This window comes from Actinacidiphila bryophytorum (assembly GCF_016916835.1).
Lineage (GTDB): Bacteria > Actinomycetota > Actinomycetes > Streptomycetales > Streptomycetaceae > Actinacidiphila > Actinacidiphila bryophytorum.
Genome location: NZ_JAFFIX010000011.1, coordinates 22,630 through 34,780, shown reverse-complemented (window position 1 = coordinate 34,780; position 12,151 = coordinate 22,630). Strand labels below are relative to the sequence as shown.

10 protein-coding genes are annotated in these 12,151 nt (G+C 73.4%); 5 read left to right on the top strand and 5 right to left on the bottom strand.

What is annotated here, in order from left to right; genetic code table 11:
- Positions 1–79: 79 nt before the first annotated feature.
- Positions 80–2,821 carry a cellulose-binding domain-containing protein gene (locus JT723_RS17855; RefSeq protein ID WP_205045666.1) on the bottom strand — a complete coding sequence of 914 codons (2,742 nt, stop codon included), beginning with the start codon at positions 2,819–2,821 and terminating at the stop codon, positions 80–82.
- Between the two features lie 580 nt (positions 2,822–3,401).
- Between JT723_RS17855 and JT723_RS17850 the strand changes: the two genes are divergently transcribed.
- Entirely contained in the window at positions 3,402–4,640 is a 1,239-nt protein-coding gene (locus JT723_RS17850; RefSeq protein ID WP_205045665.1) for a glycoside hydrolase family 10-like protein, read from the top strand.
- Position 4,641: 1 nt separating this feature from the next.
- Here JT723_RS17850 and JT723_RS17845 read toward each other — a convergent pair whose 3' ends face one another.
- Complete coding sequence (locus tag JT723_RS17845; RefSeq protein WP_240165792.1) at positions 4,642–5,556, bottom strand: LysR family transcriptional regulator; 915 nt, start codon at positions 5,554–5,556, stop codon at positions 4,642–4,644.
- A gap of 58 nt (positions 5,557–5,614) precedes the next feature.
- Between JT723_RS17845 and JT723_RS17840 the strand changes: the two genes are divergently transcribed.
- On the top strand, positions 5,615–6,493 hold the full coding sequence (locus JT723_RS17840) for an NAD(P)-dependent oxidoreductase (RefSeq protein WP_240165791.1): 879 nt from the start codon (positions 5,615–5,617) through the stop codon (positions 6,491–6,493).
- A gap of 7 nt (positions 6,494–6,500) precedes the next feature.
- Positions 6,501–7,670: a methyltransferase gene (locus tag JT723_RS17835; protein WP_205045664.1), complete on the top strand. Its 1,170-nt coding sequence runs from the start codon at positions 6,501–6,503 to the stop codon at positions 7,668–7,670.
- A gap of 30 nt (positions 7,671–7,700) precedes the next feature.
- Here JT723_RS17835 and JT723_RS17830 read toward each other — a convergent pair whose 3' ends face one another.
- Together JT723_RS17830 and JT723_RS17825 are read right to left on the bottom strand one after the other, a co-directional pair.
- Positions 7,701–8,150, bottom strand: coding sequence for an SRPBCC family protein (locus tag JT723_RS17830; RefSeq protein ID WP_205045663.1), 450 nt, complete (start codon positions 8,148–8,150; stop codon positions 7,701–7,703).
- Positions 8,151–8,274: 124 nt separating this feature from the next.
- Positions 8,275–8,865 carry a TetR/AcrR family transcriptional regulator gene (locus JT723_RS17825; RefSeq protein WP_205045662.1) on the bottom strand — a complete coding sequence of 197 codons (591 nt, stop codon included), beginning with the start codon at positions 8,863–8,865 and terminating at the stop codon, positions 8,275–8,277.
- A gap of 85 nt (positions 8,866–8,950) precedes the next feature.
- On the opposite strand from JT723_RS17825, the gene JT723_RS17820 reads away from it, so the two are divergent.
- Positions 8,951–9,763 carry a class I SAM-dependent methyltransferase gene (locus tag JT723_RS17820; protein ID WP_205045661.1) on the top strand — a complete coding sequence of 271 codons (813 nt, stop codon included), beginning with the start codon at positions 8,951–8,953 and terminating at the stop codon, positions 9,761–9,763.
- Between the two features lie 12 nt (positions 9,764–9,775).
- Here the strand turns inward: JT723_RS17820 and JT723_RS17815 are convergent, their stop codons facing one another.
- Positions 9,776–10,963 (bottom strand): low temperature requirement protein A, encoded by a 1,188-nt coding sequence (locus JT723_RS17815; RefSeq protein WP_205045660.1) that lies wholly within the window; start codon positions 10,961–10,963, stop codon positions 9,776–9,778.
- 149 nt (positions 10,964–11,112) lie between these two features.
- On the opposite strand from JT723_RS17815, the gene argC reads away from it, so the two are divergent.
- Positions 11,113–12,141 carry an N-acetyl-gamma-glutamyl-phosphate reductase gene (argC, locus tag JT723_RS17810; protein ID WP_205045659.1) on the top strand — a complete coding sequence of 343 codons (1,029 nt, stop codon included), beginning with the start codon at positions 11,113–11,115 and terminating at the stop codon, positions 12,139–12,141.
- Positions 12,142–12,151: the final 10 nt, after the last annotated feature.

Sequence of the window (12,151 nt, the reverse complement as noted above, 5' to 3'; positions counted from 1 at the left end):
GGGCGCCGCGGGTGGGACCGGCGCTGTGCCGTCCCCACCCGCGGTGCCCCTGGTCGAAGGCGGCCGGCCGCGGCCGGGCTCAGACCTTGGTGCAGGCCGTGCCGTTCAGCGTGAACGCGCCTGGCACCGCCGCGGTCCCGGTGACGGCGCCGCCGAAGCCGAAGCTCGCGTTGCCGCCCGCCGGTATGGAGGTCGCCCAGCTCGGCGCGGTCACCGAGACGGCCGCCCCGCTCTGCGTGTAGTCGGCGCTCCACAGCGAGCTGATCGTCTCACCCGCGGTGAAGGACCAGCCGAGCTTCCAGTCGGCCACCGCGGAACTGCCGGTGTTGTTGATCGTGACGGCCACCTGGAAGCCGCCGGGCCACTGGTTGGTGATCGCGTAGCCGACCGTGCACGACCCGGTCGACGGCCCCGTGGTCGGGGGAGTGGTCGGAGGCGTGGTGGGCGGCGTCGTCGGGGGAGTGGTCGGAGGTGTCGTCGGCGGTGTGGTGGGGGGAGTGGTCGGAGGTGTCGTCCCGCCCGTGCTGTCCGAGGTGTCGCCGTAGATGATGCCGCGGCCGTTGGTCGCCACGTACACCCGCCCGAAGACCCGCGGGTCGCCGGTGATCGCGGTGTTGGTCACCCCGTACTGGTGCTTGTCGTCGTTGATCCGCACCCAGTTCGCGCCCGCGTCGGTCGAGCGGAAGATGCCGCGGATGCCGCCGATCTTCGCGCTGGTGTACAGCGCCTGGTAGGACGTGCCGGGAGCGGCCTTGCCGAAGCCGATGGTGTCGGCCTCCTGCACGTTCGACAGCTTGGTGAAGGACGCACCCGAGTTGGTGGAGTGCCACATCCCGTACGTGCTGCCGCTGCCTCCCACGACCCACACGTCGCCCTCGGCGCCGGGCAGCGCCTTGAGCTTCCCGCTGTCGTTCGGCAGCCCGGTGGCCGCGGTGGCGGTGAAGCTCGCGCCGCCGTCGGTGCTCACGTAGAACTTCCCGGCGTACAGGCCGTAGAACTTCTTCGGGTTGACCCGGTCAGAGCCGATCGCCGCCCCGGTCGGCAGGCCGCTGGCGGCGGACCAGGAGTTGCCGAAGCCGGTCGTGTGCTGCACGCCCACGCCCGCGGTGCTCCACACGAACCCGCTGCCGTCGGCCGCCGCCGCGACCGTACCGCCGGTGGCGCCCGACGGGTCGGTGCCCGCGAACCAGTTGGCGCCGTCGTCGGTGGAGAAGGCCACATGCGCGCCGGTGTCCTCGTTGCCGACCCTGACCATGACGCTCGGGTTGGCGGCGGCGAAGTCCAGGCTGGTGGTCGTGGTGAAGTTCGGCTGGGTGAACATCATCGACGGCACGGTGTCCAGGTCGGTGTGCCGGAAGCCGCCGATGTCGCCGAGCGCGCTGATCAGCGGGGCGCCGGTGGGCGGGCTGATCAGGTCCTGGACCGAGGTCTCCTCAAGGCCCTTGGCGTTCGGCTTGACGGTGAACTTCGCGCCGGTGTCCCAGTTGGTGAGGTTGTCGGTGCCGTAGAGGGTGGCACCGGTCCCGTACCACATGCGGTTGGAGTTGAACGGGTCGATCTCCAGTGACTCCGTCATCCAGCCGAGCTTGGGCGTCTCCTCCGGCGGCGCCGGGTTCGCACCCCAGCTCAGCCACGGGGACGCGGACACGTCCATCGTGTAGCGGTCGCTGCGGGTCGGGTAGCTGGGGGTGTCCCAGGCCCGCGTCCAGGTCGCCCCGCTGTCGGTGCTGCGGAAGACCTGCGTGTCCGCCCACCAGGAGCTGTACCCGGTGACCATCACCGTGCCCGGGTGCTGCCGGTCCACCGTCAGGCCGCTGTAGCCGAAGTAGGTGTCCGCGTCCGACATCGGGCTGATGTTGGTCCACGTGCCGGTCGCGGTGGCGTACCGCCAGACCTGGCCCTTCGCGCCGTCGTACGGCCCGCCGGTGTCGCTGGTGGCGATGTAGAGGTAGCCGTTGACCGCGTCCAGTACGCCCTTGTGCGCGATGTAGCCGGTGGGCTGGCCGGCCAGCCTCGACCAGGTGGCGCCGCCGTCGGTCGAGCGGTAGACGGTGTTGGCCTTGTCCGCCACGCCCACGTAGATCGTCTGCGTGGTCGAGCCCTTGGTGCCGCTGCGCGGGTCGAACGTCACCCACACGTCGCCCTGGTTGTCGCTCTGGTAGCCGGTGCTGTCGGAGGGGTCCGCGACGTAGTTGCCCACGTTGGGGAAGGAGGTGACCTTCGCCCAGGTCACGCCCGAGTCCGTGCTGCGCCACAGGCCGTTGCCGCTGGGCGCGGCGAAATACAGGACGCTGTCCTTGTTCGGGTCGATGGCCAGCCGTTCGCCCATGCCGCGGCCCGGCATGTTGCCGCCCAGCTTGAACGGCAGCGTCGTCGCCGACCAGGTCGCACCGCGGTCGGAGGACCGCAGGATGGAACCGTTGTTCGGGTCCCAGGAGTTGGTGTACATCCCGACCGCCGCGTACACCTTGTCAGGCGCCAGCGCGTCGGTGGCCAGGCTCACCACGCCGTTCTTGTTCCAGTCGGTCCAGCCCGCCGAGTCCAGCAGCGGTATCCACGACTTGGTCGACTCGTTCCAGCGGTAGGCGCCGCCGATGTCGGTACGGGCGTAGGCGAGGTTCTTCTCCGACTGGTTGAAGACGATGCCGGGGACGAAGCCGCCGCCCTCGATCTGCACGTTCTTCCAGCTGTAGGTGTCCGAGACGGCGGCGGGCGCCGCCGCGCCCGAACCGGACGCGGCAGCCGTGGCCGAGGCCACGGTGACGGCGCCGCCGATGAGGGAGAGCGCCGCGACGAGCGCGGCGAGGGGTCTGCGAAGCATCGGTACGTCCTTGGTGTGGGGGGCGGACGAACGGTGGGAGGTGTGGGAGCGCTCCCACGAGAGATCCGATGCTAGCGCTCACGCGCGGACCCGAGAAGAGGTTGCCATCGGTGGCCAGGGCACCCCTGAAAACGCTTACCCTCCCGGGCAGCGGCGACCCCTGCCGGGGTGCGGGGCTGCGTCCCGTCTGCGCGCTCAGCCGGCCACCGGCGGGTGGTCCGTCTTCGACAGGAATTGCCCCTTCGGGGCCGGTGACGACCCGCGCGCCCGGTGGGGGCTGGTCGCGCAGTTCCCCGCGCCCCTGAAAAACGCTCGCCCTCTCACGCAGAGGGCACCCGCCCCTGAAAAACGCCGGCCCTCTCGCGCAGAGGGCACCGCCCTGAAAGACGCCGGCCCTCGTGCAAGGGGCACCCACTGAGGGGCGCGGGGAACTGCGCGCGCAACCCACCGCCGGGGGGTGGTCCGGGGGCGGACCGAGGAGGTCCTTTGGGGCGGTGGCGAGCCGCACGGGGTGGAAAGGCCTGGGGTCCGGGAAGAGGGTGGGGAAGGATGGGCCGGTGACGGAAGGTCAGGAGGCAGCATGGGCAAGGTCTCACGCAGAACGCTCACCCTCGCGGCGGCAGCCGCAGCCGCAGCAGCGGTGGCGCCGCCCGCGAGGGCGGCAACGCACCCCCACCCGCCCCGCAGGGAATTGCGGGGGATGTGGATCGCGACCGTCGCGAACACGGACTGGCCGTCGGCCCCCGGCCTGTCCCCGCAGGCCCAGCGCAGCGAGCTGCTCGACCTGCTCGACCTGGCGGTCGAACGCCGGCTGAACGCCGTCATGTTCCAGGTGCGGCCCACCGCGGACGCGTTCTGGCCTTCGCCGTACGAGCCCTGGTCGGCGTATCTGACGGGGACGCAGGGGCTCGACCCCGGCTGGGACCCGCTGGGCACCGCCGTGCGCGAAGCGCACCGCAGGGGGCTTGAGCTGCACGCCTGGTTCAACCCCTACCGGGTGGCCAACAGCGCGGACCCGGCCCTGCTGTCGCCCGAGCACCCGGCGCGGCTGCACCCCGAGTGGACGGTCGCCTACGGCGGCAAGCTCTACTACAACCCCGGCCTGCCGGAAGTACGCCGCTTCGTGCAGGACGCGATGCTGGACGCGGTCCGCCGCTACCCGGTGGACGCGGTCCACTGGGACGACTACTTCTACCCCTACCCGGTCGCGGGCCAGGTCTTCGACGACGACGCGGCCTATGCCGCGTACGGTGCCGGCTTCCCCGACCGCGACGCGTGGCGCCGCCACAACACCGACCAGCTGGTCCGCGAGACGGCCGCCCGCATCAAGGCGATCCGCCCGCGGACCCGGTTCGGCATCAGCCCCTTCGGGGTGTGGCGCAACGCGGCCTCCGACCCGCTGGGCTCGGCCACCACCGCGGGTGTGCAGACCTACGACGACCTGCACGCGGACACCCGCGGCTGGGTGCGGCGCGAATGGATCGACTACATCGTTCCCCAGGTCTACTGGAACATCGGCTTCACCGCGGCCGACTACGCGGTCCTCGTCCCCTGGTGGTCCGATGTCGTCTCCGGCACCCGGGTGCAGCTCTACATCGGCGAGGCCCTGTACAAGGTCGGTGTCGCGGGCCAGCCCGCCGCCTGGCAGGATCCCGCGGAGCTGACCCGCCACCTCGACTTCTGCGCCGACCACCGCGAGGTCCGGGGCAACGTCTACTTCTCCGCCACCCAGGTCGCGTCCGACCCGCTGGGGGCCATGACGCTCGTCCAGGACCGCTATGCACAGCGGGGCGGGCAGTGGGTCCGGCAGGGCGGGTGACTCAGGGCGCCGCGCTGCCGGCGAGCACGTCGAGGAAGGCCGCGGCGGCAGCCGTCCTGTGGAGGTCGCGGCAGGTGGCCGCGTAGACCGTGCGGACCGGCAGTTCGTCTGGACGGAGCGGTACGAGCGCCACGTCGGGGCGTACCGCTCCCACCGCGAGCGAGGGCAGCAGGGTGACGCCGAGGCCCTGCGCCACGAAGCCGAGCTTGGCCAGCCAGTCGGCGACCACCACGCTGACCCGCGGCCGGAAGCCGCTGCCGAGGGCGGGCGCCAGCAGGGTGTCCTCGGCCCTGGGGCTGCTGGCCACCCACGCCTCGTCGGCGACGTCCGCGAGCGCCACCTGCGCCCGCCCGGCCAGCCGGTGCCCCGAGGGGAGCGCGAGCAGCATCGGGTCGTCGAGCAGCCGGACCAGGTCGAGGCCCGCGAAGTCGGGGCTGCCGGTCGTGCTGACCACCGCCACGTCGAGGTCGCCGGCCAGCACCCGGGCGGCGAGCCGGTGCGACGGCCCTTCCTGCACGGTGACCGCCACCCCCGGGTGGCGGCCGCGGAAGGCCGCGTAGGCGCGGGGCAGCAGCCAGGCCTGGGCGGTGGCGAAGGCGCCGACCCTGACCCGGCCCGCGGTCACCTCGCGCAGCGCGGCCAGGTCGCGCCGCGCCGCCGCCAGCCGCCCGAGCACGGCCTCCGCGTGCGGCAACAGGGCCTGACCTGCGGCGGTGAGCCGTACCCCGCGCGGCAGCCGGTCGACCAGCGGCCCTCCGGCGGCCGTCTCCAGTGCGGCGATCTGCCGGGAGACGGCCGACTGCGTGTAGCCGAGCGCCCGTGCGGCCGCGGTGAAGGAGCCGAGCCGCGCCACGTGGGTGAAGACACGCAGCGCGGCAGCGGGCATGTCGACCGCAGAGGTATGCGTGTCACTCATGCCATGCATGCTAGACATTCGCTTGTTGCATGCCGCGGTCGGGCCTAGCGTCGGCGGCATGACATCGCACACCGCCGTATCCGAATCCATGGCGCTTGCCAGGACCGCCTCTCCCAGGACCGCTTTCCTCGGCCTCGGGCTGATGGGCACCCCGATGGCGCACCGGCTGCTCGACGCCGGTCTGCCGCTGACCGTGTGGAACCGCACCGCCGCCAAGGCGGAGCCTTTCGCCGAGCGCGGCGCCACCGTCGCCGGCAGCGCGGCCGAGGCCGTCGCGGGCGCCGACGTCGTGGTGACGATGCTGGCCGACCCGGCGGCCGTGGCGTCCGTGGTCGGCCAGGTCGCCGGGGCCATGCGGCCCGGCAGTGTCCTGGTCGACACGTCGAGCATCGGCCCGGACGCGGCCAGGGCGGCGGCCGCCCGCCTGCCGGCGGGGGTGGCCTACGTGGACGCGCCCGTCATGGGCAGCGTCGACCGGGCGGCGGCAGGAGAACTGCTGATCCTGGCAGGCGGCGACACCCGGCCGGTGCGGGAGCTGCTCGCACATCTCGGCATGGTCCGCGAGTGCGGCGGCGTCGGCTCGGGCGCGGCGCTCAAGCTGGTGCTCATCAACGCGGTGATCGGCGGTGTCGTGCTGACGGCCGAGGCCCTGGACCTCGGCCGGGTGCTCGGGCTGGACGGCGAGCTGGTCACCACCGCCCTGGCCGCGAGCCCCATGGGGCCGCTGCTGCAGCGGGTGCTGACCACCACCGCGCACTTCCCGCTGGAGCACGCGGCCAAGGACGTACGGCTCGCGGCCGCCGCGGCCGACCTGCCGCTGGCGCGCGCGGTGCTCGACCGGCTCACCTCGCACCCGGGACCGGCGGACGCCGACCTGGCGCGTGTCGCCGTCAGGGAAGCGGTCGGTCAGCAGGCGGGCGGGCAGGGCCTACGCTGAGAGGATCATGTACCGATTCAGCACCCCCTGGGGCGACCTCGACCTGACGCGCTATCCGCAGGAGCCGCGGGAGCAGCTGCGGGCGTGGGACGCCGCGGACGACTACCTGCTGCGGCACCTGGACGAGAAGGCGCCGGCGGCGGGCGGGACGACCGTGGTGCTGGGGGACCGGTGGGGTGCGCTGGTCACGGCGCTGGCCGGGCGGGAGCCGGTGCAGGTCTCGGACTCCTACCTCGGCCAGCAGGCGACCCGGGATAATCTGCGCAGGATCGGCGCCCAGGACCGGGTGCGGCTGCTGTCCACCCGGGAGAGCCGGGGCGGCAAGGCGCCGGAGCGCATCGACCTGCTGCTGGTGCGGGTGCCCAAGAGCCTGGCGCTGCTGGAGGACCAGCTGCACGCGCTCGCCCCCGCCGTCCACCGGGACACCGTCGTGGTGGGTACGGGCATGGTCACCGAGATCCACACCTCGACGCTGGCCCTCTTCGAACGCATCCTCGGTCCGACCGTCACCTCGCTCGCGGTCCGCAAGGCCCGGTTGATCTTCTGCACGCCCGACCCGGACCTGTCCCGCGGCGCCAACCCCTGGCCGCTGCGCTACGCCCTGCCGGACGGCATCGGCCCGATGTCGGGGCGTACGGTCACCAACCACGCCGGCGTCTTCTGCGCCGACCGGCTCGACGTCGGCACCCGGCTGCTGCTCGGGAACCTGCCGCGGCGGCAGGGACCCGACCGGGTGATCGACCTCGGCTGCGGCAACGGCGTGGTCGGCACCGCCGCCGCGCTGGCGAACCCGGCCTCCGACGTGCTGTTCACCGACGAGTCGCACCAGGCCGTGGCCTCGGCGGAGGCCACCTTCCGGGACAACGCGGACCCGGCGACGGCCGCGGAGTTCTTGGTCGCCGACGCGGCTGCGGGCGTGCCCGCGGGCAGCGCCGACCTCGTACTGAACAACCCGCCCTTCCATTCGCACCGGGCCACCAGCGACAGCAGCGCCCGCCGGATGTTCGCCACCGCCCGGGCGGCGCTGCGCCCGGGCGGCGAGCTGTGGGTGGTCGGCAACCGCCACCTGGGCTACCACGTACGGCTGCGGCGGCTGTTCGGGAACTGCGAGGTGGTGGCGTCCGACCCGAAGTTCGTGGTGCTGCGCGCGGTACGGCAGGCGCCCCGGGCGCGCTGAGACCTGTGCGGCCCCGGTGGTGAACACGCCCTAGACGGCCGCCTCGACCGCCGCCTTGATCCGGCCGGCGAAGGCGCCTGCGTCCCTGCGGGCCGCCAGCAGGGCGAGGCCGACCAGCAGCTTGCCGGTCCCGTGGCCCTCCAGGACGTTGAAGATGGTCACCCGGGTGCCGCCGCCGGGCAGCCGCTCCAGGTCGTAGCCGCCCTCCTTGGCGGTGATGGAGTTCCTGGACAGCTCGGTCCAGCGGATCGTGACGGGCTCGACGAACTCGCTGATCCGGAACTCGCGCCTGGTCGTCATCCCGGCGTCCTTGACGGTGCTGGCGAAGACGGTGCCGACCCCGACGGGGCCCTCCGTGGTCTTGGTGATCTCCTGGACCCTGGGGCTGAACTTCGGGTCGTTGGTGCCGTCGGCGAGGAAGGCGAAAACCTCCTCGATGGGGCGGTCGATCTCGGCTGCTGCCTCGAACCTGCCGGCCATGGTTCCTCCTGTACGGGCGCGCGCCCCGGCTGCCGGGGTGCGGGCATCGTCGCAGAAGGCCCGGGGTGCCGGTGGCAGGCTCGCGCGCGGGAACTCCGACCGGGTGGCACGTGCCGTGAGGAGGCTAGGGCGCCACTCCCGCCAGTACCGTCCGCACCACCGTGCCGACCTCCGCGGCCTCCGGTGCGGTGCCGGTCCGCCGCCCGGCGAAGAGCAGATGGCCGGTCCCGACCAGCATCATCGCCAGCGTGGCGGTGTCGGCGTCCGGTGCGAGGCGGCCGAGGCCGCGTTCCGCGCCGAGGTAGCCGGCGAGCATGTCCGTCGCCTCGGCCAGCAGCGGAATACCGCCGTGCCCTTCCTCGCGCAGCCGGGCGCGCAGGCCGTCGCGTGCGGTGACCAGGGCGACGACCGCGACGGCGACCGAACTGAAGACCTCGGTGAGCGCCCCGGCGAGGTTGCCCTCGACGGTGCCGCTGCCCGCGGCCTCGCGCAGGGCGGCCGCCTGCTGTTCGACGCGGCCGATGCGGTCGGTCACCAGGTCGGCGAGGAAGGCGTCGAAGTCGGCGAAGTGCCGGTGCAGCACCCCCTTGGCGACGCCCGCCTCCGCGGTGACCGAGCGGCTGGTCAGTGCCTGCTGGCCCTCCCTCAGCAGGATGCGCTCCGCGGCGTCGAACAGCTGCTCGCGCACGTCGCGCAGGGCCACTCCTGTCGGCACCGCGGGTCCGCCTCTCGCCGGTGGGTACGTCTTCGCGCCCGGCCGCCGGTTGACGAGTGGGCATGCGCCCACTCATAGTGGGCGCATGCCCACTGTACCGTTCTCCGGCAACCGGCCGCCGCACCGCGAGCGCGGCGCGGCCGAGTCCTTCGGCGCGGACACCGAACGCTACGAGCGCACCCGCCCCGGCTACCCCGACGCCCTGATCGCCGCTGTCACGGCCGCCGCCCCCGGCCCCGACCTGCTCGACGTCGGCTGCGGCACCGGCATCGCGGCCCGGCAGTTCCGCGCGGCCGGCTGCCGGGTGCTCGGTGTGGACCCCGACCCGCGGATGGTCAGGGCCGCCGCGGCCGACGGGCTCGACGCCGAGGTCGCCGCCTTCGAGAGCTGGGACCCGGCGGGCCGCCGATTCGACGCGGTCGTCGCAGGCCAGGCCTGGCACTGGATCGACCCCGCAGCAGGCGCGGAGCGGGCGGCGCTGGCGCTGCGGCCCGGCGGCCTGCTCGCCCCGTTCTGGAACGTGGCCCGCCTGCCGCAGGACCTGGCGGAGGCCGTACGCGCGGTCTACGCCCGGGTGCTGCCCGACGCGCCCGTCTACCGCCGGGTGCAGCCGGGGCTCGACGCCTACGTGCCGATCCTGGACACGGCCGCCGACGGCATCCGGCGGGCGGGCGCCTTCACCGAGCCCGAGCGGTGGCGTTTCGACTGGCAGCGCGCCTACACGCGCGACGAGTGGCTCGACCAGGTCCCCACCTTCGGCGGCCACAGCGGCTTCCCGCCGGGCGTCCTCGCGGCGCTGCTGTCCGGCATCGGCGAGGCGGTCGACGCGGCGGGTGGCGGCTTCACCGTCGACTACGCGGCCGTCGCACTCGCGGCGACCCGCCTCCCGGCGGCGTAGGAAGCGTAGGAATCAGCGCACCCTGGCCGGCCACACCCCGGCGGCGACCGTGCAGGCGCAGGCAAGGCCCGCAAGGGGCACCGCCAGATGGCCCGCCAGGGTGCAGGCCAGGACCGCCACCGCACCTGCGGGCAGCACCATGTGCTGGGCCAGGCCGCTCTTGAAGTGCCGGGTGTGCACCGCCCACACCATGAGCAGGAAGACGGCCGTCGGCACTGTCACACAACTGGCCGCGGCCCGCGCCGAGATCTCCGCGTGGTGGGTGACCTGCTCCACCGCCACCTCGATGCCCGCGCCGATCGCGGCTGCCGAGCCCAGCACCGCGTAGTGGCCGTAGCCCCACAGGAAGGCCTGCCGGTTGGAGCTGAGGTGCTCGTGGATGGGCACGGCGAAGTAGCTCCAGAAGGCCGCGAAGACGATCACCAGGCCGCCGGCCGCGATGGGCAGCAGCAGGTCGAGCGCGGCGGACTCGTCCAGCGCCGACTGCACCGCGACCGTGGCCGCCGAGATCGACTCGCCCAGCACGATGAGGGTGAACAGCCCGTAGCGCTCGGCGATGTGGTGCGGGTGCCAGGAGGTGCGGTGGTCGTGCTCTGTGTAGGCGGGCACGGACAGCTCGGCAACGACCAGGACCAGGAAGCCGCCGGTCCACCAGGAGCCGGGCAGCAGGAGCAGCACCACCCAGGCGATCTGCACCACGACGAGCCCGGCGGCGTAGCGCAGCGCGACGGTGCGCGCCGCCCCGCTCTCGCCGGACGCGGCCTGCAGCCACTGGAAGGTCAGCGCGGCCCGCATGATGAGGTAGCCGAGGACCGCGACCGTGTAGTCGGCGTCGTCGAAGGCCCGCGGCACACCGGCGGCCAGCACCAGCACCCCGGACATCTGCACCAGGGTGACGAGCCGGTAGAGGACGTCGTCGGTGTCGTAGGCGGAGGCGAACCAGGTGAAGTTCATCCAGGCCCACCAGATGGCGAAGAAGACCAGCAGGTAGCCGGTGATCCCGTGCCCCGGGTGGCCGGCCGCGAGCGCGTGCACCAGCTTGCTGCCGGCCTGCGCGACCGCCACCACGAAGCACAGGTCGAACAGCAGCTCCAGCGGTGTCGAGGCGCGGTGCGGCTCGGTCCTGCTGCGTGCCCTTATCCGCACCCGCGTGGCGACCGCCCGGCCGTGCCCTGCTCCCGTCGGGGTGCTCTCGTCCATGGGGGTGCCGCTCTCCTTCGCCGCCGGGTGGGCCGTCGGAGGCGATTGTCGCCCACGGGCGGCCGGTCCACGGGGCAGCCCGGCGCGTTCCGCTCTTTGCATAAAAGTGCGGGTCGCCGTATAGTCATGCCATCGACGAGGAGGGTTCGATGGCTGTGCGGGCGGCGGTTGCCGGGGCGAGCGGGTATGCGGGCGGTGAGGTGCTGCGGCTGCTCGCCGGGCACCCGGAGGTCGAGATCGGGGCGGTGACCGCGCACTCCAGCGCGGGCCGGCGGCTCGGCGAACTGCAGCCGCACCTGCTGCCGCTGGCCGGCCTGGTCCTCCAGGACACCACCGCCGAGGTGCTCGCCGGGCACGACGTGGTCTTCCTCGCGCTGCCGCACGGGCAGTCCGCGGCCGTGGCCGAGCAGCTCGGCAAGGACGTGCTCGTGGTCGACATGGGCGCCGACTTCCGGCTCAAGGACGCCGCCGACTGGGAACGCTTCTACGGCTCGCCGCACGCCGGCACCTGGCCGTACGGACTGCCCGAGCTGCCCGGTGCGCGCACCGCACTGGCCGGCACCCGGCGCATCGCCGTCCCCGGCTGCTACCCCACCGCCGTCTCGCTCGCGCTCGTACCCGCCTACGCAGCCGCGCTCGCCGAGGACGAGGCCGTCGTCGTCGCCGCGTCCGGCACGTCGGGCGCGGGCAAGGCAGCCAAGCCGCACCTGCTGGGCTCCGAGGTCATGGGGTCGATGAGCCCCTACGGCGTCGGCGGCGGCCACCGGCACACCCCGGAGATGATCCAGAACCTCAGCGCCGCGGCCGGCGCCAGGGTCGGCGTGTCCTTCACGCCCACGCTGGCGCCGATGCCCCGCGGCATCCTCGCCACCTGCACCGCCAGGGCCCGCCCCGGGGTCACCGCCGCCGACGTGCGCGCGGTCTACGAGAAGGCGTACGCGGACGAGCCGTTCGTCCACCTGCTGCCCGAGGGGCAGTGGCCCGCGACCGCCTCGGTCTACGGCTCCAACGCCGTGCACCTCCAGGTCGCCCTCGACCCCGACGCGCACCGGATCATCGCGATCAGCGCGATCGACAACCTGACCAAGGGCACCGCGGGCGGCGCGGTGCAGAGCATGAACATCGCCCTCGGACTGCCCGAGGTGACGGGACTTCCCACGATCGGAGTCGCTCCATGAGCTGGGGGCA

Coding starts and splice junctions, on each gene's coding strand:
- JT723_RS17840 (WP_240165791.1), top strand. CDS start 5,615: ATGACATCGCACACCGCCGTATCCGAATCCATGGCGCTTGCCAGGACC.
- JT723_RS17815 (WP_205045660.1), bottom strand. CDS start 10,963: ATGGACGAGAGCACCCCGACGGGAGCAGGGCACGGCCGGGCGGTCGCC.
- JT723_RS17835 (WP_205045664.1), top strand. CDS start 6,501: ATGTACCGATTCAGCACCCCCTGGGGCGACCTCGACCTGACGCGCTAT.
- JT723_RS17845 (WP_240165792.1), bottom strand. CDS start 5,556: ATGAGTGACACGCATACCTCTGCGGTCGACATGCCCGCTGCCGCGCTG.
- JT723_RS17820 (WP_205045661.1), top strand. CDS start 8,951: ATGCCCACTGTACCGTTCTCCGGCAACCGGCCGCCGCACCGCGAGCGC.
- argC (WP_205045659.1), top strand. CDS start 11,113: ATGGCTGTGCGGGCGGCGGTTGCCGGGGCGAGCGGGTATGCGGGCGGT.
- JT723_RS17850 (WP_205045665.1), top strand. CDS start 3,402: ATGGGCAAGGTCTCACGCAGAACGCTCACCCTCGCGGCGGCAGCCGCA.
- JT723_RS17830 (WP_205045663.1), bottom strand. CDS start 8,150: ATGGCCGGCAGGTTCGAGGCAGCAGCCGAGATCGACCGCCCCATCGAG.
- JT723_RS17855 (WP_205045666.1), bottom strand. CDS start 2,821: ATGCTTCGCAGACCCCTCGCCGCGCTCGTCGCGGCGCTCTCCCTCATC.